General features: G+C 46.9%; 22 protein-coding genes and 5 tRNA genes. 18 read left to right on the top strand and 9 right to left on the bottom strand.

Features of this window, described 5'->3' with window-relative positions; genetic code table 11:
* Positions 1-34 precede the first annotated feature (34 nt).
* Positions 35-592 carry a hypothetical protein gene (locus ACLTX1_RS00675; protein ID WP_412330337.1) on the bottom strand — a complete coding sequence of 186 codons (558 nt, stop codon included), beginning with the start codon at positions 590-592 and terminating at the stop codon, positions 35-37.
* 112 nt (positions 593-704) lie between these two features.
* On the opposite strand from ACLTX1_RS00675, the gene ACLTX1_RS00670 reads away from it, so the two are divergent.
* The 3 genes from ACLTX1_RS00670 to ACLTX1_RS00660 all read left to right on the top strand — a co-directional run bounded on the left by ACLTX1_RS00670 (position 705) and on the right by ACLTX1_RS00660 (position 7525).
* Positions 705-878 carry a hypothetical protein gene (locus ACLTX1_RS00670; RefSeq protein ID WP_308449917.1) on the top strand — a complete coding sequence of 58 codons (174 nt, stop codon included), beginning with the start codon at positions 705-707 and terminating at the stop codon, positions 876-878.
* Between the two features lie 529 nt (positions 879-1407).
* Positions 1408-6540, top strand: coding sequence for a VaFE repeat-containing surface-anchored protein (locus ACLTX1_RS00665; protein WP_412330336.1), 5133 nt, complete (start codon positions 1408-1410; stop codon positions 6538-6540).
* 556 nt (positions 6541-7096) lie between these two features.
* Positions 7097-7525, top strand: coding sequence for a hypothetical protein (locus ACLTX1_RS00660; protein ID WP_308449919.1), 429 nt, complete (start codon positions 7097-7099; stop codon positions 7523-7525).
* On the opposite strand, the gene ACLTX1_RS00655 is transcribed toward ACLTX1_RS00660, so the two are convergent.
* Complete coding sequence (locus tag ACLTX1_RS00655; RefSeq protein ID WP_177714064.1) at positions 7507-8115, bottom strand: hypothetical protein; 609 nt, start codon at positions 8113-8115, stop codon at positions 7507-7509. The two genes, ACLTX1_RS00660 and ACLTX1_RS00655, sit on opposite strands and share 19 nt — an antisense overlap.
* Before the next feature lie 219 nt (positions 8116-8334).
* Here ACLTX1_RS00655 and ACLTX1_RS00650 point away from each other — a divergent pair, with 219 nt between their 5' ends.
* The 14 genes from ACLTX1_RS00650 (at position 8335) to ACLTX1_RS00585 (ending at position 22182) form a co-directional block, all read left to right on the top strand.
* Positions 8335-9057, top strand: a complete 723-nt coding sequence (locus tag ACLTX1_RS00650; RefSeq protein WP_308449920.1) for an Ig-like domain-containing protein — start codon at positions 8335-8337, stop codon at positions 9055-9057.
* A 16-nt stretch (positions 9058-9073) separates the two neighbouring features.
* Positions 9074-9388, top strand: coding sequence for a DUF3852 family protein (locus ACLTX1_RS00645; RefSeq protein ID WP_177714061.1), 315 nt, complete (start codon positions 9074-9076; stop codon positions 9386-9388).
* Positions 9389-9394: 6 nt separating this feature from the next.
* Positions 9395-10351, top strand: a complete 957-nt coding sequence (locus ACLTX1_RS00640; protein WP_412330335.1) for a conjugal transfer protein TrbL family protein — start codon at positions 9395-9397, stop codon at positions 10349-10351.
* 12 nt (positions 10352-10363) lie between these two features.
* Positions 10364-10648: a hypothetical protein gene (locus ACLTX1_RS00635; RefSeq protein ID WP_308449922.1), complete on the top strand. Its 285-nt coding sequence runs from the start codon at positions 10364-10366 to the stop codon at positions 10646-10648.
* Positions 10649-10661: 13 nt separating this feature from the next.
* Positions 10662-11282 carry a hypothetical protein gene (locus tag ACLTX1_RS00630; RefSeq protein WP_308449923.1) on the top strand — a complete coding sequence of 207 codons (621 nt, stop codon included), beginning with the start codon at positions 10662-10664 and terminating at the stop codon, positions 11280-11282.
* On the top strand, positions 11269-13161 hold the full coding sequence (locus tag ACLTX1_RS00625; protein WP_395507084.1) for a VirB4 family type IV secretion system protein: 1893 nt from the start codon (positions 11269-11271) through the stop codon (positions 13159-13161). The genes ACLTX1_RS00630 and ACLTX1_RS00625 overlap by 14 nt, the downstream gene beginning before the upstream one ends.
* Before the next feature lie 97 nt (positions 13162-13258).
* A complete protein-coding gene (mobP3, locus tag ACLTX1_RS00620; protein ID WP_412330334.1) occupies positions 13259-16261 on the top strand; it encodes a MobP3 family relaxase in 3003 nt (1000 codons plus the stop codon).
* 18 nt (positions 16262-16279) lie between these two features.
* Positions 16280-16858, top strand: coding sequence for a hypothetical protein (locus ACLTX1_RS00615; protein ID WP_177714053.1), 579 nt, complete (start codon positions 16280-16282; stop codon positions 16856-16858).
* Positions 16842-17786: a DUF3991 domain-containing protein gene (locus tag ACLTX1_RS00610; protein WP_412330333.1), complete on the top strand. Its 945-nt coding sequence runs from the start codon at positions 16842-16844 to the stop codon at positions 17784-17786. The genes ACLTX1_RS00615 and ACLTX1_RS00610 overlap by 17 nt, the downstream gene beginning before the upstream one ends.
* Positions 17783-19588, top strand: a complete 1806-nt coding sequence (locus tag ACLTX1_RS00605) for a type IV secretory system conjugative DNA transfer family protein (RefSeq protein ID WP_412330332.1) — start codon at positions 17783-17785, stop codon at positions 19586-19588. Before ACLTX1_RS00610 ends, ACLTX1_RS00605 begins: the two co-directional genes overlap by 4 nt.
* An 84-nt stretch (positions 19589-19672) precedes the next feature.
* Entirely contained in the window at positions 19673-20248 is a 576-nt protein-coding gene (locus ACLTX1_RS00600) for a hypothetical protein (protein WP_177714050.1), read from the top strand.
* Position 20249: 1 nt separating this feature from the next.
* On the top strand, positions 20250-20846 hold the full coding sequence (locus tag ACLTX1_RS00595) for a hypothetical protein (protein WP_308449929.1): 597 nt from the start codon (positions 20250-20252) through the stop codon (positions 20844-20846).
* Between the two features lie 120 nt (positions 20847-20966).
* Positions 20967-21203, top strand: coding sequence for a type II toxin-antitoxin system RelB/DinJ family antitoxin (locus ACLTX1_RS00590; protein ID WP_308449930.1), 237 nt, complete (start codon positions 20967-20969; stop codon positions 21201-21203).
* A gap of 133 nt (positions 21204-21336) precedes the next feature.
* Complete coding sequence (locus tag ACLTX1_RS00585; protein WP_395591806.1) at positions 21337-22182, top strand: hypothetical protein; 846 nt, start codon at positions 21337-21339, stop codon at positions 22180-22182.
* A 150-nt stretch (positions 22183-22332) separates the two neighbouring features.
* On the opposite strand, the gene ACLTX1_RS00580 is transcribed toward ACLTX1_RS00585, so the two are convergent.
* The gene (locus ACLTX1_RS00580) at positions 22333-22824 is read right to left on the bottom strand and encodes a type III toxin-antitoxin system ToxN/AbiQ family toxin (RefSeq protein ID WP_412330331.1); all 492 of its coding nucleotides are present in this window, start codon (positions 22822-22824) and stop codon (positions 22333-22335) included.
* A gap of 256 nt (positions 22825-23080) precedes the next feature.
* Here ACLTX1_RS00580 and ACLTX1_RS00575 point away from each other — a divergent pair, with 256 nt between their 5' ends.
* A complete protein-coding gene (locus tag ACLTX1_RS00575; protein WP_412330330.1) occupies positions 23081-24064 on the top strand; it encodes a tyrosine-type recombinase/integrase in 984 nt (327 codons plus the stop codon).
* A gap of 591 nt (positions 24065-24655) precedes the next feature.
* Here ACLTX1_RS00575 and ACLTX1_RS00570 read toward each other — a convergent pair.
* The 6 genes from ACLTX1_RS00570 to hslO form a co-directional block, all read right to left on the bottom strand.
* Positions 24656-24730: transfer RNA gene (locus ACLTX1_RS00570), tRNA-Cys, on the bottom strand.
* Between the two features lie 40 nt (positions 24731-24770).
* A tRNA-Gly gene (locus ACLTX1_RS00565) sits at positions 24771-24846 on the bottom strand.
* Between the two features lie 3 nt (positions 24847-24849).
* Positions 24850-24925 (bottom strand) — tRNA-Phe (locus ACLTX1_RS00560).
* Positions 24926-24930: 5 nt separating this feature from the next.
* Positions 24931-25007 (bottom strand) — tRNA-Asp (locus ACLTX1_RS00555).
* Between the two features lie 5 nt (positions 25008-25012).
* Positions 25013-25089, bottom strand: a tRNA-Val gene (locus tag ACLTX1_RS00550).
* 136 nt (positions 25090-25225) lie between these two features.
* Positions 25226-26131: an Hsp33 family molecular chaperone HslO gene (gene hslO / locus ACLTX1_RS00545; RefSeq protein WP_395591602.1), complete on the bottom strand. Its 906-nt coding sequence runs from the start codon at positions 26129-26131 to the stop codon at positions 25226-25228.
* Positions 26132-26133: the final 2 nt, after the last annotated feature.

Below are 26133 nucleotides of genomic sequence, written 5' to 3'. Positions count from 1 at the left end.
TTCCTTTTCTCATTGAAATCAAATTAAAAAGCTATTATAGTATTCTATATGAGGAGTGAACGACTATGAAGAAAAAGATCACAGCAATATTGATGGCGGCGGCGCTTACGGTATCGCTTGCGGCGTGTGCGGGCAGCAATACCGAAAGCGCCGTAACGGAAAGCTCCACATCCAGTGCGGTAAGCAGTACGGTATCGGAAAAGAACGATGCGAGCAGCAAACCGGCTGCAAGCTCGAGCACCGCGAGTGCAAAACCCACGGCGACACCGGGTGCAAAAACAGAAAGCAGCAAAACCGAGAGCTCAAAGGGAAGCAGCTCGTCTGCCTCGTCTAAAACGGAGAACAGCACAACGAGCAAGCCGTCGTCCTCGAGTTCTTCCGGCAGCACAGTATCGAAGCCGAGTGCAACCGCAAAACCGTCTGCCACAACGAAGCCCAGCTCCGGCAACAATGCTGTGAGCAAACCGTCTTCCGGCAGCAGCGCGACGGCCAAACCCTCGGCCACTGCAACGCCGAAGCCTACCGTAAAGCCGACCGCTGCACCGACAGCAAAGCCTACCTCTAAGCCGACTGCAACGACTAAACCTGCCACGAAACCCACAACCGCTCCGACGGCCAAGCCTACGGCAGCTCCTACAGCAAAGCCTACACCTGAACCGACTCCAGTGCCGACGCCAGAGCCGACTCCCGAAGAGCCTTACATTGTGACCGGAAGTATAATTGATGGATTATTTGACAGCGTTTCTGATGCCAGAGATTATGCTGAATCTGTATGGGGAGAAAAGACTCTCCCTGATGGTAGCTATGTTAACGGTTATGGATGGGAAGAAATTGTTTATTCTGATGGAACAGTGAAATATACGATTTATTGGTACTAAAAAAAGCCCACAGATTGACAAAATCTGTGGGCTTTCGTATAATAAGCCAGTAAGGCTTACTTTAAACGGTAGGCGGTTGCCCTCGAAAGTGCGCTTCGGCGTATAAAAGGAGGGTGAAATATTTCTTTTGCCCTCAATCCTATACTGGAAAGGGGGCGATGCAGATGTATTTAACAGTGAACGACTTTTGCCAGATTTGTCTGGTAATTATCGGCGCTTCGGGACTGATCGTTGCCTTGATTAGTCTGATACATGAGCTGAACAAAAAGAAATAAGCCGCCCCGTCCTGAGAAAACGAGCGGCTTGTTTCTGCTGTTATTCTGAGGGCTAACCGTCACCGGTAAGCCTTACACTTATATTATAGCAGGTTTCACAACATTGTCAACAGAGACCAACTCTACGCAAAAAATAGAACTGGAATTAGAGAATTGATTATATCAATTCTCTTTTTTTTTGGTGGAATTCAGGTCGCATACAAACGTTATGCTACCTTTTACATAAATATTTCTAGGAAAGGATTTGAGAGAGAATGAAAAGATTGAGGAAGCCGATCGCATGGATTCTATCGGTAATGATGATCCTCACAACTCTTCCGATCACAGCTCTTGCAGACGAAGTTACGCTAAGTGATAGTAGCTCATCTACTCTAACGGTAACATCTACACCAGAACTGGAAGTAACGCCGACTCCGGAACCGGAGGTAACGCCGACTCCGGAACCGGAAGCAACGCCGACTCCGGAACCGGAGGTAACGCCGACTCCGGAACCGGAAGCAACGCCGACTCCGGAACCGGAAGCAACGCCGACTCCGGAACCGGAAGCAACACCGTCTCCGAAGCCGGAACAAGTTCCTGGATATCAGGTGGCAGAAACCGACCGAAACGGTGATTTTCTGTGGCCGGTCCCCGGATACGGCACGGTGTCGCAAGGATATGACGCAACAAAACACACCGGAATAGACATCAGTGCAGAACAAGGTGTTGCAGTAATCGCAGCTGCGGATGGCACCGTAAGCCACATACAGACGTGGGATGGTAGTACAACCACAGGCGATCAGTCCTACGGGAACATGGTGCAGATTACCCACGCCGACGAGAGAACAACTCTATATGCGCATCTCTCCAAGGTTCTTGTATCTTCTGGTGACTCCGTTAGTGCCGGGGAAACAATTGGATATGTCGGCAATACCGGTAACGCAGACGGCGCACACCTGCACTTTGAAGTGCGGCAGAGCGGACAGACGGTTGATCCTCGTCCGTTCATAACCGGAGGGAACCCGGAGGATCCGCAGAAAAAATTCGAGGAACTGCTTGAAAAGTATGGTGGCTACATCGCAGAAGATGGGCAACTGCGTACGTTAGATGGCCGTGAAGCCATTGACAAACCTCTTGCGGAAATTGAGGCAGAAGCCGGAATGAATGTTCCCGTGTTCTATGCCTCAAATGTCACAGTATCCGAGTCTCGCTCCACCTACCTGATAAATATCGGGTATACGACGGATGTTGAGGGAACAACAAACGGATGGGGCGGAAAAAGGATTAACGGGAAAGTCGCCTACTGTGTAGAGCATGGCATCGCCATTGGCCTGGGGGACAACGATGGATATACTTCTCTGAACCTAACCAGAGAACAGATGAACCGACTCACATTAATTGATTATTGGGGCCGGTACAAAAACATTGCCAATATCAAAGGATGCAGCGCTGTAAACTACAACTGGGATACCATCGAAGTGTCCGCTGAATACTTGGCTGAATTTTACTGCCAGCTGCTGATTTGGGAGACAATCAACAGCTTCGGAGGCGACTTTGTGGGTGCTTCGAGCGTGTCGTTCCAGAGCACGATAGGTGGTATGGAGAACATTGCTTCTCAATCTACCTACAATGCCTTCAAAAAGGCTGTCCTTGCGAAAGTAGACCAGTTCTACACAACGCCAAGTATCTCGGGTCAAACCGTGACTCTTAAAGTCGGTGAGTCCAAGACTCTTACAGATACTACCGGTGCTCTTGCAAACTATAAAGATGCTCCAATTTTAAATACTACAGGAATTTCTGTTACTAAAACTGGTAATAAAGTTACTTTAACAGCAAAAGGTACACCAAACGCCTCTGGTGTAGTAAGATTTGGCTACAATATTGATCGTGCCTATGACGATCAAGGCCCCGGTTATTATTACCAGCATCCTGTCAGTCAAGACGTCACAACCTGCGGTTTCAATGGTGGTGACCCAGCTATTATGACCCTGAATGTAAAAGTCGAGCTTGACGGCTCTATGAAGATCGTCAAGACCTCAGAAGATGGCAAGGTTTCCGGTGTACGGTTTCGCGTGACGGGTAACGGCGTGGACACAACTGTGCAGACTGGTACAGCCGGCACAATCATTGTTCCAAACCTGAAGGCCGGCAGCTACACGGTGACCGAGCTTGATGTGCCCGATCAGTACGTGCAGCCAAAGTCTCAGACGGTCACGGTTAAAGCCAACGAAACAGCAACGGTAAGCTTCACGAACGTGCTCAAAAAGTGGAAAGCAACCATCACAAAGGTGGACGCGGAAACCGGAGCCGCACAGGGCGATGCCTCCCTTGCCGGTGCAGTGTACGGCGTGTATCATGGCAGCGATCTCATTGACCAGTACACCACAAACGCCAGCGGACAGTTCACGACGAAAGAGTACGTATGCGGGGATAACTGGTATATTCAGGAGATTTCGCCGTCCAGCGGATACCTCTTGGATACTACGAAATACCCGGTCGGCGCTGAACCGGACAAGTATACGCTGGAGCATAACCAGATTCCAATCGGCGTTAAAGAGCAAGCCATCAAAGGCAAGATCCAGATACACAAGCAGTACGAAACCCTAGAAGGTACGCCGAAAGATGAGGCTGCCGCAGAATTTCAGGTCTACTTGAAATCCGCAGGCAGCTATGACAAGGCTAAAGCTTCTGAACGCGATACGATCATAACATCGGCCAGCGGCTATGCCGTAACAAAAAACATGCCGTATGGCACGTACATCGTCCACCAGACCAAGGGTGGTGCTGGCCGCGAATTTGTCGATGATTTTGAGGTCATGATTTCAGCAAACAACCAGACTTACAGTTACGAGCTTCTAAATGAACTCAAGAACGGCCAGCTGAAGATCATCAAGACTTCCGACGATGGTAAGGTTGAGGGCATTCAGTTCCGCGTAACGCGCCTTGCAGACCACTACAGCAAGGTATACACGACGGATGCCAGCGGCCTGATTCTGACCGAAGCCCTCCCGATCTTCGAAGATAACGAAGGCAAAACCAAGTATCAGTACCGCGTGGAAGAACTCGATACAAAGGAAACCTTTGGCTATGCTCTCCCCGATCCGCAGATCGTCACACTGGAAGAAGGCGACATTGCCGAAGTCAACTTCCACAACGTCCCGCTGGAGATCGGCACGATGGCAAAGTTTGAGGATGGCACGAAAGATACGCAGAGTGCGCAGGACATTGTGCTGGTGGATACCGTGCGCTATACCGGCCTGCAAGTCGGCAAGGAATACAAGCTATCCGGCGTTCTCATGAATAAGGCAACTGCCAAGCCGTTCCTTGATTTTGATGGGAATGAAGTGACCGCCGAAGCGACCTTCACACCGACGGATGCAGACGGCACAGTAGATGTGACGTTTATGTTCAGCAGCTTGCACCTCAAGCAAGACACAGAGGTGGTCGTTTTCGAAACGCTCTATCGTGAAGACATCGAGCTGGCAACTCATGCACAGATTGATGACGAAGGACAGACCGTTAAAATCCGCGTGCCGGAGATTGGAACGACAGCGACCTCTGAGGATGGCCACCGCGTCGATCCGCTCGGTGAGGTAACGATTTTTGATGAAGTATCGTATACCAATCTCAAGCCTGAAAAGGAATACACCGTATCCGGTGTACTCATGGACAAGGCGACCGGCAAAGCGTTTCTGGATGCCGATGGCAAAGAGATCAAGGCCGAAACCACCTTTACGCCGACGCAGCCGACCGGCACAGTGACGGTTGAGTTTGTATTCAACGCAACCAGCTTGCATGGCAAGGAAGTCGTGGCCTTTGAGACTCTTTACTATGAGGGTATCGAACTAGCAACTCATGCGGAGATCAACGATGAAGGGCAGACGGTCGAGCTGAAGAATCCGCAGATCAGCACCGTGGCTGTCACGGAAGATGGCAGCAAGACCACCCTTACCGCAGATGATGTGCAGATCACGGACACGATCTCCTACAGCGATCTGACAGTCGGTGTAGAGTATCGGATGACTGGTATCCTCATGGACAAGGCAACCGGCAAGCCGTTCCTTGATTTCGATGGGAATGAAGTGACCGCCGAAGCGACCTTCACACCGGCGGATGCTGACGGCACAGTGGAGTTGACATTCACTTTTGACAGCCGCCAGTTAGATAAAGATACAAAATTGGTTGTCTTTGATGAGCTGTATCGTGCCGACACGCTGCTGGCTGTGCATAAGGACATCGATGCGGAAGATCAGACCGTCGAAATCCGCGTACCGAAGATCGGTACGACGGCAACATTTGAGGATGGTGAAAAAGAAATTATCGCGAATGAAGAAATCACCATCATAGACAGCGTAGCTTATTCCGATCTCAAACCCGGCAAGGAGTACACCGTATCCGGTGTCCTAATGGATAAGGAAACCGGAAAAGCGTTCCTGGATATCAACGGGGAAGAGGTTAGAGCCTCAACCACTTTCGTCCCAGAAGAACCTACAGGTACAGTTGACGTGTTGTTTAAGTTCAATGCAGTCTTTGTACAAGACAAGACAGACATTGTTGTCTTCGAGGATCTTTATCATAAGGGCATCCAGCTTGCAACCCATGCAGAGATCAACGATGAGGGACAAACTGTAACGGTCAACCCGCTGCATGGCTCCATTATGACCACCAAGGTAAACGCAGACGACCCGACAGATAAAATCTCCGGTGCGACGTTCGGCGTTTACTCTGATGCAGACGGTGACGGCATCTTCAACGCTAAGACCGATAAGCTCGTTGGCACGCTTCAGGAAGGCGACACCGGCGTTTATACGCTGGATTCCCTCCCTTACGGAAAATTCTTTCTACACGAGGACAAGGCTCCTGAGGGCTTCGTACAGGACAACATCTACTATCCGTTTGAGATTAAAGAAGACGGGCAAATCGTAAACTTTGAGACTGTTCCCGGCAAAGATTTCCCGAACAAGCCGATCAAAGGCACTGTCACCACCACAAAGGTGGATGCTACCAACCCGCAGCACAAGCTTTCCGATGCAGTGTTTGAAATCTACCGCGATGCAGACGGTGATGGCCGCTACACAGAGGGTGTAGATACGCTCATCGGCCGTATGGATGAAATAGAAACCGGCTTCTATTCCCTCTCCGACCTTGTTTACGGAAAATACCTGATTTACGAAGCACAGGCTCCGGCAAACTTCGTGCGCGATACGATCTACTATCCGTTCTCTATCACAGAAGACGGCCAGACCGTGACGTTTGAAACGATCCCGGGCAAGGACTTCCCCAATAGCCCTGTTCCTAACCGCCCGAAGACCGGCAGCAGCCGCAGTGTTCTTCCCTACATTGCTTTTGCCGGTTCTGCTTTAGGTTTGACTACCGTACTTCTGGTTCGCCGCAAAAAGAGCAAATAAATTTTGAATAGCATTGCAAAAAGCAAGAGCGCCCGGATTATCCCGAGCGCTCTATGTGCAATGCAAATCTAGTATTTACTTTTTTGTATTTTCTTTATTTTGCTGTTCCTTTTTATTCGCAATTCTTATCAGAAAGGAACTCTATTATGCACAAACTATTTATATACGCAAAGCTGTTCCATATTGGCCTATTTATTATAAATCTATCTTGCCTCATATTCAACATCTATAAAATCTTCACTCACACTTCAACCAGCAACAGTATTTTCATCTACTTATTAGGAGCTATAATCTGCGCGCTCGGAACACTCATAACTTTCATTTTAATGATTCGGGAATTACTAAAATAAATTCAAACAACGATGCACATAGAATACACAATCACCCCAAGTGCCCTATACCAGATTTAATTTGTCTTCAATTCAATTTTACCCATGCAGAGCGAAAAAACCTACTATCTCACTTCAGTCTCCCGGATAGCAGGTTTTTTTAATGCAGGAAGACCGGTCGCAACCCCGGCGGGGCCTGCTAATTTAGTTTTAAAGGAAGAAACCCCATGGTATCAAAAGAGTTCTTTGAATTTATATCGTCACACTGCGGGAACGTAGTTGCATGGCTACTGGTTTTACTGCCATTTTTTCATCTGACTTTTATAATTGGTCGATTTATTTGCTATTTATTTCGAGAGTATAAAATTGTATCACAGGTGATAGGGCATGATAGCGATACACCTCTTTGGATGGTAGCTTTTGAGCTATCCTGTATGGATATTTACCCAAGCATTATGCTATATGCTCTGCTTTCTATGTTTTACTTTGATGTTAAACTCGGTGCAATACTGACAATGGTTTCGGTAATTGTATTTTTAATTTTCCTACTTGATAAAGCCGTAACAGCGAAAAAGGATGTCGGGTTTTATGTGAGTTTCCTTATAATAGGAATGGTAGTCGCGACGGGAATTCTTTATCACTTTTTTGGTTCATAATTTTCATCAATGCGATTGAGTATATCCGCAACAGGTATAGTAGCTCTAAACGAACAATGAGGGCAAGTAAATTCCATGCCAAAGTTTTTGCCGTCTTTGATTTTTAGTGGAGTTCGAAAAGTTGTTTTGCAATGTGGGCATGGTAATGCCTTTATTTTATAGGATTTTTTTCGATCTCTATTGTAAATACATGCGCCTAGATGCCGTGCTTTATGTAACGTAATTACGTTCCGAAAAGCTGAAAAACTTACAGCTCCAAAACAAATTATAGCTATCAGTTCTGCGATTAAGAAGTAGTAGGGAGCTGTATTGTGCTCAATAAAAGCCTCATATAGTATTTTCCCAAGTTTTAAAACTGCGTTTTCACCTAATCGGTTAAAAAGAAAATCCACAATAGTGACACCAGAAGCTACTGCTCCCAAAACAGCAAAAATTTCCTCACGTTTCATAAAGTTAGTAGACTTCCCTTTTTCAATTACATCGCTTGCGCGATATTGTCGAGAACCATTGTCATTTGAAATAGCGGTATTTATAACGATTTGTCCTGAATTTTTAATGTTGTTTAAGTCGTTTTTAATTTGATTTTTCATGTTTTACCTCGACCCCTACAATCATAGTATTTTGAAGAATTATCATAGATATTGTAGCGTACTCGAGTTTATAAATCAATATATATTTAAGAAGCCCATGCAGAGCGAAAAAGCCTACTATCTCACTTCAATCTCCCGGATAGCAGGTTTTTTTAATGCAGGAAGACCGGTCGCAACCCCGGCGGGGCAACCTGTAAATTCAAAAGAAAGGATGAGCAAATGCAAAAAAGAAAAAAACTCGCCGTGATCGGCACACTGCTTATCGTGTTGGTCGCCGGTGGTATTGTATGGCAGGTCGTCGATGTCAATCGCACCGGGCGTTCGCCGGTATCAGCTCTATTTAAAAATGAAGGACAAGAAGCTTCTTCCAATGAACCGTCAGCTGATCCCGTTACAATCGTCTTGCGTGAGGAAGTGCCGACGCCAACACCATCCCCTACCCCATCGCCAACACCTACTTCGGCTCCAACACCGACGTCGACACCTACTTCTGCACCGGCAGAATCGTCAAAAACCGGAAGTACTTCCGGTTTTTCGACTGAAAGTCGGCCATCGGGTTCGCAAGCAGGCAATCAAAACACTGCTGAAGAACCCAAAACAACGCCAAAACCAACGCCAAAGGTCACGCCTACGCCTCGGCCGCAGGTCATTGAGGCAACGCCGGAACCCACTCCCGTCCCGGAGGTGCAAAACATCTCGCTTGATACATACAGCATCGATATTTTGCCCGGAGACAGCTGGCGCATCAACATTGCCGCAGCACCTAGTGATTTTTACAGCATGGGTGCGCAGTGGGTGTGCAGCAACTCCGCTGTTGTCTCTCTCTCAGGTTCCGATACTTCCGGCGTCACCATCACGGCCGTAAGCACAGGCTCGGCCACCGTCACCGTGTACAGCCGCAGCACCGGTCAATCCGCAAGCTGCACCGTCAACGTAAATTAAGAAAAGAGGTAACTTTATGAACATCTTAAATCAGCTCTATTTTCTCGCTATTTCACATTTACCGGCATCCACCGTCGCCACGATCTCCGGTGCACTCGAAAGTGCTTTTAACAACAATGTTAAGCCGGAAATGAAAGCTATTGGAAATATTATCATGTATATTATCTCCGGCGTGCTCATCATCGCGTTCGTCGTGAAAGGCGTTTTCGTGTGGAGAGACTATCGTCATAACGGCGGAGAAATTCAATGGAACGTACTGCTCGTTCTATTTATTTGCCTTGTGGTTGTTGTTTCCGCGCCCTCGTGGATGTGGAGCGTCATTGGGTGGTGATGACCTATGTTTGCAAGCTCATCGCTCGAGGAAATTTATCACTATGTGTACTATCAGCTCACCTCTGTTGCCCTCACTATGCTCGATGATGTAAACGGACTATCCATCAACTTCTTCAGCAACGAATTCATACAAGCTATTGTGAATTTCTTTACCCTGTTTGCTTGGGGGCTGGGATTGACCGGCGCAGCCATTGCTATAATGGACTTTGCCGTTTCCTATCAGACCGGTGGAGGCGGCAGCTTTACCGGAACCGGCATGAACATGCTGCGACTTTTAGTCGCCCTGCTCACCTTTTCGAGTATTCCTATATTGCTGTTTCAAACAAGCATGGATATTTACGGCACGGTGCGCAGCGTGGTCGTCGGATCAATGGACGGCGCAACCGTCAGCATAACCGATTTGGTCAAAGGCGCTGTGCAAAGTATGTTTAAATCTGTTTATGGCACACTGCCACCGGTTAAAATCGCAAACGGAATTTGGGAATTCCTCAAAAAGCTTACAGACGGCTTCCAAGCCACCGATCCCGCCGATGCCGCACTTTCCTCAAATGCCGACTGGTGGGCGCTTATTCAGCTTATCATTCTGGTGTGGGCAATCTTCAAGATTTTCTTTTCCAACCTCAAACGCGGCGGTATCCTTCTCGTGCAAATTTGTGTAGGATCAATGCACATGCTTGCGCTTGCACGCGGATATACCGACGGCTTCGGAAGTTGGTGCAACCAGGTTGCAGCTTTGTGCTTTACTGCTTTTGTGCAAAACCTGCTCTATCTGCTCGCCATTATCATGATGCAGGATGCAGCCTCCTCAAGCCTGTATTTTTCGCTCGGCCTGCTGCTTGTAGCTGCCGAAGTACCGCGCATTGCGCAAATGTTCGGTCTCGATACTTCCGCAAGGGTCTCACTCGGCAACGCTGCACACAACGTCTCCTCCGTGGTGTCGTTGGTCAAGCAATTCGTATAAGGAGAAAACATCATGAACGACGATCAAAACTATTTTTTCTACCCGGAAAATCTCAGTGAAAAGGCATTGTTTTTCGGTTGGACGGGTATAAACCTTGTTATCATCGCAGTGGGGCTTGTGCTCTCTACCCTTATCTTTTTCTTCTCTTTTGTCTGGGTTCCGCTGTTGATAACCCTGCTGTATATGGTGTTGACTTTTACAACCGACAATCAATCACTGCTTAAAGTCATACAGAGATATATCAACTATCTGTTTTTAGACCAGCTCGAGTACTTCTGGGGCGAGCCTAAATATTAAATTGGAGCAAAAAATGAAATCAAACAAGAAAAACGACAAAAAGGAATCGGCAACGCAACAACTGCTGAATCTGAAGCAATTTGTACCCCTCCAAATCGGAGATAACGGTGCGGTAGCCATTGAAGGTGAAGACGGTATGCTGTACACCTACATTATGCTGCGGCCGGACAACATCTCTGTTCTTGGTCGCAGTGAGGTACTTGCAAAAATCCGCAACCTTCAAAATATTCTTTCAGATGTTGCCGAGCTGCAAATGCTGTGCATGTCCTCGGCGCAAAATTACGAGGATAACAAGCGTTACTACCGACATCTCGCAGAAACCACCGAATCCCCCATGGTAAAGCAGCTCTGCTTGCAAGAAATCGCTTATCTGGATGAAATCAACATCGCGATGAGCACAAGCCGCGAGTTTGCAATGATCCTGCGTCACCGTGCAGATCGTCTGGATGACGCTCGGCGCAGCATTATGCAAACCCTTAATCTCATCCGCGAACACCAGTTTCACGCTCGCATCGCAACAAAAGACAGCTTCAAGCGTCTGCTTGCTATTTACTACGTTGGAGACATTTACACGGAGCATGTTCCCGATTTTGACGGAATGCAATATATGGAGGTCAACAATGCCACTGTTTAAGAAAAAGGCTGAAATGCCTACACCGGAGGAAATTGAAGCAGGCAAAGTCAAATCCTACAAAGATTTAATCGCGCCCTCTGTAGTCTCCTTCAGACGTTCGCCGGGGTATTACATTCTCGGCAATACGTATCGCTGCGTTTGGGCGATCCGTTCATACGCAGAAACCGTTGAAAAAGATTCACCGGAAATTGCTTTGCTGCGCGAGCTCGGTGAATCTGACGGTATAACGCTGCATATCTACACACGTCATATGCCGACCGTAGAGCGCGATGAAATCTTTCACCGTGCCCAAAACCGCACAAATATGCAAAAACGCTCATCCTACAAGCTGCATGAACAGATTGAAGCCGATGAGCAGCTTACCACGCTTTCCCGCATGATCCGCGAAACACAGCGTACGAAAGAAACTTTTGTGTACTGCGCCGTTTTCATTGAACTGATTGCAGACAGCCTCGAGCGTTTACAATCGAAGCAGATCGAAACGCAAAGCATTCTAACGCACCATAAAATTTTAGTGGATAAGCTATACCTACGGCAGCTTCAAGGCTTTGAAAGCGTTAAGCCCAACGGCAAAAACGCTTTCGGCACAGAATTTGAGCGTGTTTTCCCAGCAAGCAGCGTTGCAAACCTGTTTCCTTTCTCCTATTCCGGCAAGAATGACAAAAACGGATTTTACATCGGCCGTGACCAGAACGGCAGCAACATCATTGTAGATTTTGACCGACGCGCCGAAGACAAAACCAACGGGCATATCCTAATCCTCGGCAACTCCGGCGAGGGCAAATCCTACTTGATGAAGCTCATCATCACAAACGTCATCATGGCGGGCAAAAAGGTATATATCCTCGACCCGGACAACGAATATGGAGAGTTGGTTAAAAACCTCGGCGGTACGTATCTGGATATGATGGACAGCAAATACTACATCAACGTGCTCGAGCCGAAAACATGGATTGACCCGACGCAGGAAATCAATGAATTTGATGACTCTCCGGAAGCCTTTAAAAAGCAAAATCGCCTTTCACAGCACATCGCCTATCTGCGGGACTTCTTTTCCGTTTATCAGGACTTTTCCAGTGCGCAGCTCGACATCATCGAGATCATGTTAGAGGAAACCTATAAACGTCGCGGCATCACACCCCGCACGGACTTCACAAAGCTGACCTCTGAGGATTACCCGATTTTGAGCGACCTCTACCGCGTCATCGAAGAAAAGCTCGAAAGCTATGATGAAGAAGCCGCACTTGCCGCTAAAGCCGGTCATCCCGTTATGTACAGCCTCGAAATGCTCAAATCCGTCGGTCTCGGCCTGCGCGGTATTTGCATCGGCGCTATGTCTCGATACTTTAACGGGCACACCAACATACCGAATTCAAACTTTATCGATTTCTGCGTCAAAGATGCACTCACCACAAACGACAATCTGAAGAACGCTATGTTCTTGAATATCTTCTCCTATATGAGCCACAAATTCCTGACCGAAGGCAGCTGCGACCTCTTTGTCGATGAGCTTCACGAGTTCGTGAAAAACCGTCTGGCAATCACCTACATCAACAGCTTCATGAAGCGTGGCAGAAAGAAGGAATCCGGCGTTTGCATCGGTTCGCAAAACGTGGAAGATCTTCTGAACCCGAGCGTTATCACATACACAAAACCGCTCATGTCTATTCCGACCCACAGCTTTCTGTTTCACCCCGGTGCAAACTGCGATATTTCGGAGTTTCAGCGCACAATAAACGTGCAGCCGTGGGAATATGAGATCATCCAGACACCGAACCGAGGACATTGCCTCTATAAATGCGGTGCGGAGCGCTATCATCTCTCCGTCCGCGCCCCAGAGCACAAATCTGCACTGTTCGGTAACGCCGGTGGACGCTAAAAAGCGGAAGTACTTCCGCTTTTTATATTGAAATCTCGGTAAAATCGAGCAGTCATCTGACTGCTCTTTTTATTTCTATACAAGGAGATGAATGCCTATGGACGGAGCACGTCTTATTCTAAACGCAAGATACTTTCATATCGCCCAGACCGGTGAAAAAGCCACAAAGTACGCCTTTGTCGCCGAAGCCGCAGCCGGACTGGTGAACTACATTGCGACGCGTGAATCCGTCATTTATAACTACGATGAGCATTATAAGGAAGTGAGTGCCACAGAAGCACAGCGCGAAGCTATAAATCAATTTCTTGAGGTATCCCCTGACCTTGAGCTTTCGCGCGAATTCAAAGCCTACGACGAAGACCGCAGCGCCGCAAACGCCAGCGCTCTGATCTCACGTGCCGCACAATATGTCTACGGCATGACAGCAGAAGGTGACGTTAAGCCCTCGGCCCCGGCCACACGTGCTCAGCGAGAACGCATACAGGAGTTTGTAAACAAAGTACCGGCCATCCGTCAAACACCGGAATACAACGACTACAAGGCTTCCCCTACGCGTGAAAACGCAAGCGAAGTACTCTCTCATGCACTCGAAGTCGGTCTCGCTAATGCTGCCGACCCCGAAACGCTTGAAATCATGCTCAACTACATTGCAGAGCGTCCGGGCGTCGTCCATAACGAAGGCAAAGTGCACGGACTCTTTACCGTAAACGGTGCAGCTGACCTCGCTGCCGAAAAGGAGGCTATTGCCGCACATACCGGCAATATTTACAGCATGGTCTTCTCTTTACGGCGCGAAGATGCAGACCGCCTCGGGTATGACCGACAGGATGCCTGGTCTCAGTTGTTCGCCATTAAGGCGGACAAAATCGCCCAAGCGCTGCGTGTGCCGACCTCTAAGCTGCACTGGGTTGCTGCCGTGCACAACACAAAGCATCACCCGCACGCACACTTTATTGCGTACAGCACTGAACAAAAATCCCGCATATACCTTTCCGAAGATGCCATCGAGCAGCTGAAATCTGAATTTGTTTCGGAGATTTTCGCTGAAGAACGCCATCAGATTTTTGCCCCACGTGAAGAAGCACGTCAACAGCTTGAAGACCGATTGGAGACCTTGTTCACACAGCTCGAGCATAACAGCAATGCTGCCGTTACCGATCTACTCTTGCCGGAAAAGCTTGCAGCGTTACGCAAGTCCATTGAAAGTGCATCCGGTCGGCATGTGTATAAATATCTGCCAAAAGACACTAAAGCTATGGTAGATAAACTGCTCGATGAGATCAGTGAAGTTCCGGAAATTAAAGAGCTGCTTACAGAGTACAACAAGTATCAACAGCAGCTCGAAGCTTATTATAAGACTCCGGACGAGCCTAAGCCCTTATCTGCCGCGACCACGCGCAGCAACTTGTATCCTTTGAAAAATCTCGTCGTACAGTATGCCTTGCAGTTCGAACCTTCACCCCCATTGACTCCCAAAACTGAAAATTCATCTGCAAAAACCGGAAGTACTTCCGGTTTTTCTTATTCTGATGCGTTGGATGAGCCTGAAAATGCACAAATGAATGAACCGTTCAAAGCGACATGGAAAACCAATGACATACGCAGTTGGAGGGATAACATGAAAGTTCAAAGTTCTTCGCCGCCGTATGACGGAACAGCCGAAGAAAAATACCGGTATGCCCAGTACCTGCGTTACGATGAAAAATGTCCGCAAGACGCTATCCTGTGGTACAACCTTGCGGAGCAGCTCGGTCACACCGAAGCCGCCTATCAGTTAGCGCAATATTATTTAAAAAAGGGCGAAGATCAAGACGTTGAACTCGGTAACTATTATTTGCTAAAAGCCAAACTCGGGTTTGAAGATACCCTGTTAGATAGCGTCAACGCCATGCAGCTTCAAGCAATCTCGGCTGGCAACACCTATGCAGATGCCATTGCCGATTTTGGGCCACTGGAAGCTGAAGAAAAGAAGCAGCAGCGCGCCATTAGCAGAGCCGCTTATTTCCTCGGTCGCATTTACACAACCGGCATTGAAATCGCAAACATAGACGGCATAGAGTCGGAAGATCTTCCTGCACTGCAAGTCGCGACTGATCCGCATAAAGCAGCAGCTTATTTTGAGTTTGCTTATAGAAGTGGGTATAAGCACGCCGCCTATTATCTCGGCAATTTGTATTTCCACGGTAAGCTCTCCCCTGCCGACAAACCGGATTATGAACGTGCCGCCGGTTGGTATATGGCCAATACTGAAAACCCCTATTGCCAATTTGCACTCGCAAAAATGATTGAACACGGGCAAGGCTTTACGCCGAATGTCGAAACCGCCGAAATACTTTACCGTAAGTGCTTAAACGCAAATGATTATTTAACTGCCGAATCCTCTTACGCCATAGCGCAGATGCAGAATAACGAGCAGCTGCCTTTAACCGATATGCAAAAGCTCTACAAAACTGCCGCTGAAATCTGGCTAAAAGACGATCATCCCGAAAACCATATTCACTTGCGCCTTGCACGCATGTATGAATACGGTCTTGGCGTGCCCGAAGATCTTTCACTTGCAATAGACCACTACAAGGCCGCACTGAAAACACCGGAAACCGAATACAAGCTCGGTCAACTCATGCAGCGTATCGACGGAGATGCAACGGAGATTTACGCACACTATGCGGCAGCACGCGTCGGTATGCTATATGCTGAAGAACATCGTCCTACATCGGCAACAGCACAACAAGCCGTGCGCCTCGCAACTATGTATCGCTACGGACTCGGATGCGATGCAGACCATGAAACCGCCGTGCACTGGTATACGGTCGCGGCTGAACGCGGCAGCATTTATGCACAGCAACGCTTAGAAGTCATGGAGATGCAGCGTATCCGTCAAGAGCAGCGTGCAGCAGAATACGCCGAAAAGCAACAGCAGCAACAGAACCTCAGCTTTGCTGCTCGCCTACTCAATACGATAGGCAACGCTTTGTGCCGCCAAACGCTGCGAGATCAACAGTCTGCCACTGCCACTACCGACCGAAAGCAGAGACGTATGCAGCGTAGGCTTAAACGAGCGCTCGGTCAAAAAGAAGACTACGAACAAATTTTCCAGTAATATCTTTAAGGGATCCCTATGAAGAAAAAAAGCAACAAAATCAACTTTAAATCTAATAGTTCACGAGCTATATACAATTATGTTCTCGAAAACAATTACAAAATCACTGTCAAACAAGCTTGTGACGAGCTTGCCGTAACACCGAGTCAGGTTTATAGCTTAATCGGCCTACTGCGAAAAAAAGGCATGAATGTCCGTGTCATCCGAAAATCGGTCGAGAGGCAGATTTACCGAGAAGCACGACAGTACATAGAAGAACATAACTGTGAAATTTCTATCGCAAAGGCTTGTCGGGATCTTAATGTATCCAGAGAACAGCTCAACAATATGATTCATAAATTCCGTAAAAACGGTATGCAGATTTCCATTATCCAAGCGAGCGACATCATAAAATTGCCGCTGAACAAAAATACTGAAGAAGCCGTATATCAGTATATTGTCGACCATAACTACTCTATTTCATCCAGACAAATGCGCACAGATTTATCCTTGACAAAACAGCAAACAAAGTCCTTTCTCCAAAAATTCCGTCGTAAGGGCATAGAAATTACCGTCGTAGAAAGTAAAAAGAGGAATTCAGATGCGCAGCCACAGTGAATATATTCCTCTGACACAAGATCAGATCGCGCTTGCACAGCACACAGACATTGTAGAATATCTGCGCGAACGCGGTGAAAAGGTGCAAAAAGAAGGAAATCATTACATCTGGGAAAAGCATGATAGCTGCGTGATCCACGGCTATAAATGGTATCAAAACAGCACCGGCAAGCACGGCGCTGCCGTAGCTTTTGTGCAAAACTTCTTTCACAAAAGCTTCCCGCACGCTGTGCTTGAGCTCATCGGCAACCGACAGATCACTTTTGATCTCGCTGCCCCTCCTCCCACCAAACGAGAATCAAAACCCACAGACATGATCCCCGTTGCTTTCTGCCTGCCGCCAGCTGCACCGGATAACCGTCGTCTGTATGCGTATCTCACGCATACACGCAGCATCGCACACGAGATTGTCAATACTTTCATTGATGAGCATTTAATTTATCAAGATAAACAAGGCAACATCGTATTTGTATGCTATGATTGCTTCGGCCGCGTAAAATCAGCTCATAAGCGCGGCACGAATTCCGCGCAGCGTTACCGTAGCTTTGTGACCGGCGGCGAATTCAACTGCGGCTTTTCATACGCCAATGATAACGCCACGGTGCTGTATGTATTTGAAGCACCTATCGACTTGATGAGCTTTCTAACACTGCATCGGCATGAACCGTGGCACAGAGCAAGCTACTTATCGCTTGGCGGGCTTTCAGAAAATCCTTTACGTCGATTTCTCAAGGAGCACAAATCTATTCAACGTATCGCTTTCTGCTTTGATAACGATATAAATAAGCCCGAAAATCGAGGGCAAGAAGCCGCCAAACGCTTCATGCGGCAGTTTTCCGGCAAATACATAACCTCTATTCTGTGCCCGTGCAAGAAGGACTGGAACGATGTCTTGAGAGACAAAATTCAGAAAGGAGAGTTTCTATGACCCCACAGCAAATTATATTTTTATCCATCGTCGGTATTGCTTTGGTCGCTTTGATCTTTTTATCCGAGTCACAAAAGCGCTACAATTTGGACTCTATTAAGCGTAAAACCGTCGGCGACGGCCAATATGGCACTGCCCGTTGGGCAACACAAGAGGAGATACAGAGTTCGACTATCCAAGTTCCTTACGAGCCGGAAGCGTGGAGATACAACAAAGAAAGCCGCCCGACTACCGCAGGCATCGTCGTTAATTTGAAACAGAACAAAAAACAAATTCTCGCAACCATCGATCCTTCAGACAGCCACACTCTCATGGTTGCCGGAACCGGCGGCGGCAAAACCACCACCTTTATGATTCCGAATATCGAATACGCGCTCGCTTGCGGTACTTCCTTTATCTCAACGGATAGCAAAGGTGACCTGCTCCGTTTATACGGTAAGCTCTGCGAACAATACGGCTATACCTGTTTGAATATCAACTTCCGCACACCGATGAAAAGCGACAGCTACAATTACATGCAGCTCATCAATCTCTACATAGATATGTGGCGCGATGACCCTAAACGTGTAGACTACCACAGCCGCGCCGAGCGCTACGCAAAAGCTCTTGCAAACTCTATTGTCCACACAAAGGGCTTTGACGGCGGCGGTCAGAACTCGTATTTCTACGATTCCTCTGAAGGCTTGATCACCTCCATAATCCTGCTTGTTGCGCAATACTGCAAGCCGGAAGAACGTCATATCGTTTCCGTATTTAAAATACTTCTCGAATTCGTCCAAACCGTTAAATCCGCAAATGATGAGACCGATAGCCAAAGGAAAGTCAAGCAAACAAAGCTGAATGAAATTCTCAGTCTTCTACCTGAAGATGATAAAATCCGTTGGTTTGCAGGCTCCGTACCGGGCAGCGAGGGTATGCAGTATTTATCTGTTATCACAACCTCCATGTCCCGCCTGCTTGCCTTCATCGACTCAGAGTCAGAAAACATTCTCTGCAAGAATTCCAAAATCACAGTCGCAGACATCTACCAGAAAAAAGTTGCCGTATTCATCACATTCCCGGAAGAAGATGCCACAAAACACGTATTGGTCTCCCTTTTTCTTAGCCAGATCATCAATGAAGCCATCGTCTATGCAGATGAACGCACAAAAGAAAATAAGCTTACACGCCGCCTTTATATCTTCGCCGATGAATTCGGCATTTTTCCTTATATGGGCAACATTCTCGGCATGTTCGGCGCTTCGCGATCCCGTAACATTATTATCGTGCCCTGCATCCAGTCACCGGCACAGCTCAGACAGACCTACGGTGCAGACGGCGAAACTATTATTCGAGACTGCTGCCAGACCGTTATTTTCGGTGGCTTTTCTCCCATGTCCGATACCGCCGTTACCTTCAGCAAACTGCTTGGAAATCAGACGGTCGCTGCCGGTTCCGTTTCAACCAACAACCGGGAAGGCCGCAGCCTTTTTGGTAGTGGATCAAACAGCAGCCGCAGCGTCAACATGATTGCACGGCCATTGATGACACCGGACGAATTGCAGCTCCTGCCCTTTGGCAAATGGGTCGTCAACCGGCGAGGCAGTCACCCGTTTATCGCCAATATGCCGCGCTACGATAAATGGGGCATTCGCCTAGAAGCTCCTTATATCTCAGAAACACGAGAGTATGTTCCCACCGTCTACGCCAAGTTGGATGATGTTATACGAACTATAAAAGAAGGAAAATGGCGACAGACCGTACAGGAAAAGCGAGAGTCTGCTAATTCGTCAGAGTCCGTGGGCAGCACCGCAGACTATTAAAAACCGGAAGTACTTCCGGTTTTTAAATCTTTTTTCAAAAAAGTTGAAATATATTGATATTCATGTAATAATGGAGTGGTACAAATGTTTGAGATAATTATTCAATTCTTAATTGGAGTTCTGACACCTATAATTTTTATCGGAGGGATAATAGCTGTGCTTAACGAATTGATTCAATCTTTTGAAAAAAAAGAAGAATACAATCGGAAATTAGAGGAACTCGAAGAAGAAATCAAAGAGTTCTCTTCTCAAAACCAAACGCTTGTAGAAGATTGTAAAAGTACAATTCGCGAAATTGAACTTGAACATCAAAAAACTATACAGTCCTTGTCCAGATGTTCACAATCACTATACAATGAGGCAAACGCTGTTCTTAAAAACACACATGACCTAATGATTATCAACGGTTTATTGTCCGAGCGAATTCAGACTTTATTAAAATATGCTACTACTTCATTAGAACCAGAACAAGAATCCAAACTGATAGAAGAAATTACATCAGCCATTAATCACATTAAAATGGAAAATGAACAAATCGCTCATCATCGGCAAGAGCTCGAAAAGGCTATGAGAGATATAGAGCAACATGATTTAGAAGTGGCTCAAAAACAAGAACTCAAAGAAATACAAGGGCATCATTTTGGAGGATTAAGCATATAATATGACAAAAAAAGAAAAATCTCAACAAAGCAAAGAGCCTCCCAAGTATATCCGTGTATTGAAAATACTATCGATTTTTTCTTTGTGCCTTACTATGCTGTTATTAGGTGTGGTAAATGGAGCTACTTATGTTGTGAAAACCGATATTGGACAGGACATATTAAAAAAAGTAAGCATTGCTCTTCGGCCACACACTCCTACTATTATGTGGCTTTGCTTCGCTTTATTGACTATCTATATTTTTGCAAGATTGATAATTAAAAAATGGAACGCTAATGATAAAATAAGCGACATAGACAGAATTACTAACCGTGTAAAAAACGAACGCGATAAAGCTTCCAAAGCCAAAGAAGGAATTTTTAATTTACGAAACAGCATTCTTCTTGAAGACATTCAAACATCAGGTAAAGTAAAAGATGAGCTTTATAATTATAGCAAAGAGATAAGTCATACACGGATTGAACAAGAGCTTGAGTGTCGAAATGCGAAAAGGAATTACAATAAAATACTTAAAGAACTCTATCTTCTGACACTCAAAGCGTACAAAAATCCCTCTGAACAAATAAAACAACTGCACGATGAATTGAATAAGCTATAGCAATGCTGAAAAACCGGAAGTACTTCCGGTTTTTTATCTTTAAATATATCATTTGCCCTATAAAGCTTGCTTTTTCCTCAAATAGAATAATATAATACTTTAATAAGGAGTGTGATTTAAATGGCAAACACCTCTGCACTTTATGTTCGTATCGATACTGAAGTGAAAGAAAAAGCCGAAAGCATTCTCACACAGCTCGGCATTTCTCCAACAAGCGCCATTCGAATGTTTTACAGCCAGATTGTTCGTGAAAACGGTCTTCCTCTAAGCTTACAGCTATCTTCAGTAAGCCCCACAGTCACAGATGATACAAGTCTAGAAGAAATTGACGCTGAACCAACGAAAGAAAGTACTTAAAACAAAAGCCCTACGCATCGGATGAGGCAAGCTTTCCTCGTAAGCCTTAATTTGCCGCAGATTTAGCTCAAAAACCGGAAGTACTTCCGGTTTTTCTTTTATCAAAATCAAAACTCAGAAAGGAGACGCCAGTATGGCAAAGCAAAAGAAAACCGGCTTCGGCACGTACATTACGACACTTGTTGTCGATTCTGATCTCACAACCACCGAAGCCCGCCTGTTTGCATTCATGCAGCTTCATGTCGATTACCGTACCGGTGTTTTCGATCTGAAGCGCAAAACGACCTGCGCAAAGCTTGACATCAACCTCACCACATATACCCGCGCTCTGCGCACCCTTATCGAAAAAGAGCTCGTTTCTGTCAAGCACCGTACTCGCGGCGGGCAGCAGATTACCTCTCATATTCAGCCGCGCATGGAGGGATTCAAGCTGCGCTTCCCGCGTTACTTGATTTCCGAGCTCCGTGATACCGCCTTTTTGGTCTACGTCGAGCTCTTAAACCGCTGCGGTAAGGAGTCCTGGTCTCTGAGCCGTCGTGTGCTCGCCAAGAAATTCCACTGCTCGGCCCTCACAATCAGCCGCGCAATCCGGCAGCTCAAGGAACGCAACTTGATTGATGCTGTACCGGACTATGACCGTCAGGGCATCAATCGTTTCCGTGCCCTCTCCCTGCATGAGCGCGTAGCACGCTTAAAGCGCCAGCAGAGCCGCACCATGCTCTTTTTCTATCAGATGCACAAACTCGTGCTCGAACGCAAGAGACAGCGTACAGCTGCCCTGAAGCGCCGTTATGCGTATTCCCTTTTTGCAGCACCCTTATCATCTATGCACCTGCTCTTTCCTATACCCCGTTGTTTTATTAGTAAGGAAAGAAAAAATAAAAGTTTACCATTAGCTAAGAGTAATTCTCTAATGGGGCTTTTGCGCCGAAAAGTAATGGATCGTGCACGAAGTCCCATGGTGGAGTTTTCCGGATAGAAAAAAGAAAATGAGCTGTGACCGGGTGAAGGAATCAGCTCATTTTCTCAGGCAAGGTGACACTACAAGTGCCCCTTTTCTGCTTCCAGTATAGGTTATTTCTCTCCGTTTGTCAAGCAAAAAGCGGAAGTACTTCCGCTTTTTCGATTTCTATTTTCTTTTATAGCTTCTACATTTATCTTCTAGCAACGCATAATCATTACATCTCCGAGCTAACGAGGTTGAATCGCCATTGATCTGCTTGTGTTTATATAACGCAGCAGCATTCTTCTGAATCTTTTTCTGCACGGACTTTATGTAGCGATATTCAGCAAGAAGTAATGATTTGTAATTGGGATCTTTGATCGTTTCAAAATTCACATATACACGTTCACTGTACGGTACAGGGAACATGTTATTCAAATTTATCACTGCATATCTGAGAATTTTGATAAAATCCAATCCCTCTTTCATTTTCTCGTGTTTTGGTTTAAAAGAAGACAAAGGTGCAAAATACTCCATGTCGTTTATCTGAAAAACGATTCCGATATACTTTCTCTGATTGGCTTGTCCCTTTTTACTATTATGAAATAAATGCGGTGCATACGGAGCAAGATAGTCAACATATTTTGCATTGATTTCGTAAAATCTGATATTATCCATTTCCCCTCCAAGATAAAGAAATAGGGCGGACACAAAGCCCGCCCTGCTAGGTTACGTTCGCATTCCGAGTAGCGAAACACTCACTTGTAAATGTCTTGATATAGAGCCAAGAGAAGCTCACGTATTAAATGTCTCACTTATGGGCTGAGATACACCCTCTAAGCGGAGATGCAATATCTCCACTATTATTATATGCAAAACAACTTTCTTTGTCAACAGATTTGCTGTTAAAAAACCGGAAGTACTTCCGGTTTTTTTGCTTTTCATCTTCGCCTTTGTTAGAATTCAAGCACCCTATGTGGGGAATTTTAATAAAGGAAGTAGCAACATGTACGAAACAAACAAAAGGGATTACACACTCGGCGAATGGCTTGATATTTGGCTCGAAGAAATCGCGCCCACAAAGCGAAAGCCCAACACTATAAGCATTTACCGGGACGCCAGACGGCGGCTGCTGACCCATCACCCGGAGGCCGCCGGTATTCTTCTCGTTGAGCTCAATGCTTTACAGGTTGAAGGCTGGTTGGACTCCATGCGGCAGAAGTATGCAAAGTCAACGCTGCGCCATATCCGCGTTATGCTGAATCAAGCATACAAATCCGCAATAAAGGGACATAACTGTGACGATAATCCCGTTAAAGACGCAGTACTTCCCGCCGCGCGAGAAAAAGAAGTTAAAGCGCTTACACAACGAGAACAGGCCGCATTTGAAGGATGTTTTCACATACTGAAAAAACCGATAGATGAATACATTCTGCGCATGTATTTATTGACCGGTCTGCGCCGGGATGAGCTACGCCTGATGCAATGGCGGCAATACGATCCGCAAAACCGCACGCTCAAAATTCCCGAAAGCAAAATCGAGTCCGGTGTCCGTCTTCTCCCTGTTTTGCCCGAAGCCGCCGCTATACTCTACATGATCCGGTGCAATACCGAGTATAACAAGCCGCATGACTATATATTCAGCGTGGCTGATAACGAGAATAAACCGTTCAGCACATATCATTTGCGCTATATCTGTACGCGCGTTTCAAAGGCCGCCGGTATTTGCCATGTGACCCCTCACATGCTGCGGCACACCTTTGCTACACGGCTGATAGAAAAAGGCGCCGACCCGAAAAGCGTCTCTATGCTTCTGGGGCACAAAAACGTTGTTTTCACGCTGCAAAAGTACGTTTCGCCGGATATGGAGCACCTTGAAACCGAAATTATGCGTCTTTCTCAAATCAAAAAATCCTGAAAAATAAAAAAATTCGAGAAATTTTTCCCAAATTTTAAAAAAAGCTTGAAATTTACGGCTCATAGTAGTAAAATATATATTGCAAAATGAATAAAGCCCCACTAAATCAAAAATTTTTCAGGAAAAATTTTTGATTTATTCCGTTCAGATGCGCCAACATCTAAAGGAACTCGTGAAGCTTATACTCATATTGTGTCTAATACGTATGTATTATAACACATTATAAGTCTGTGTTCAAGAGCCTTTTGCTGTTACATCTGCGGAAGGCTCTCTTTTATTTTGCCCGCACCTTGAAAATTTCATACTCACACTCAGAGGACGGCCAACTGCGGCTGTCAAGATACGGAAACTGACCGTGCATTCTGCGCAGCTTTTATCCAGCACACTTGTCCCGACGCTATAACGGTGTAAAACACAATCTATTACTTTACGGGTCAAAGGAAAGGATCTCTGCACAATCTGCTTTGCAGATCAAGTGTGACATAGCACAAATGTAAACACGAGAAAGTTGTTTTCATGCAATTTTCTCTTAATCGATGAGCTCAGTCCAAACGAACTGAGCTCATACATTAGGAGAAAATCTCCTTACTCTGGAGGTGACACCCGGATTTGAACCGGGGAATCAGGGTTTTGCAGACCCACGCCTTACCACTTGGCTATGTCACCATTTTGAAAAAGACGCCTTAACTTCAGCGTCTTTTTCTTTTGGAGCGGACGACGAGGCTCGAACTCGCTACCTCCACCTTGGCAAGGTGGCGCTCTACCAGATGAGCTACGTCCGCATATGGTGCCTCCGATCGGAATCGAACCAATGACACGGGGATTTTCAGTCCCCTGCTCTACCGACTGAGCTACAGAGGCAAATGTGGCGACCCGGAACGGGCTCGAACCGTCGACCTCTAGCGTGACAGGCTAGCGTTCTAACCAGCTGAACTACCGGGCCACATTTGGTGGGGACAATAGGACTCGAACCTATGACCCCCTGCTTGTAAGGCAGGTGCTCTAACCAGCTGAGCTATACCCCCAAACAGCATCGCTTTTCAGAAATCTTTCAACAGAACTTGCGGTTCTTTTGAAGTCTTATGTCTTCCAGCGACGTTGTATATATTACCACATGATTATTAAAAAGTCAATACCTTTTCCGAAACTTTTTCAAAAAAGTTATTTCGAGACATTTTTACGCTTTTCGCGCACGCTTTCGGCAAGCTCGTGCAGCTCCTCTTTTGTGAAGTAATACTTGCGGCAACAGTACGGACACACCGCTTCCACCTTGCCGTCCACAGCCGGCAGCGTATCGATTTCATCCGGCTCCAAGGTCGCAAGGGCATTATAATACTTCTCACGGCTGCATGTGCAGGCGTAGTGCACGGGGATTTCCTCCAGCTTTTCGACTTCAAAGCCCGTGAGCGCCGTGTCGACCATCTGCTCCACGGTCATGCCCTTTGCAAGCATGGTGGTGACAGGCTCCAGCGTTGCGATATTCGCTTCCAGCTTTTCAATGTCCTGCGGCAGTGCGCCGGGCAGCACCTGAATAAGCAACCCGCCTGCAAGCAGCACGCCGTTCGTGTTCGGGTCTACAAGCACGCCGAGTGCGCACACCGTGGGGATCTGCTCACTCACGGCGTAATAATTCGTGATGTCCTCGGCGATCTCGCCGCTGACGAGCTCCACTTGGCCCATATACGGCTCGCCCGTACCGTAGCTGCGGATGACACCAAGGCGGCCGTCTGTACCGACTGCGGCGCTGACATCCAGCTTGCCGTTCGGCTTCAGGGGCACATCTACGTTCGGATCGTCCACACAGCCGCGCACATTGCCGTGGCTGTCGGAAATTGCCGTGACGGTGCCGATGGGACCGCCGCCGTTTATGCGCAACGTGAGCGTGGCATGCTCTTGCTTTTGCATAGCGCCCATGACGGACGCCGCGGTAAGCAGTCTGCCAAGCGCAGCGGAAGCCGTGGCGCTGAGGCCGTGCAGCCTCTGTGCGGTATATACCGTATCGCTTGAATCGATTGCGGAGGCCATAAGGGCACCGTCCGATGTGATGCAGCGAATAATCCTATCCAATG

Origin of the sequence: Hominenteromicrobium sp. (assembly GCF_046974225.1) — a bacterium.
Classification (GTDB): domain Bacteria; phylum Bacillota; class Clostridia; order Oscillospirales; family Acutalibacteraceae; genus Hominenteromicrobium; species Hominenteromicrobium mulieris.
This window is presented reverse-complemented; position numbering and strand designations above follow the sequence as displayed.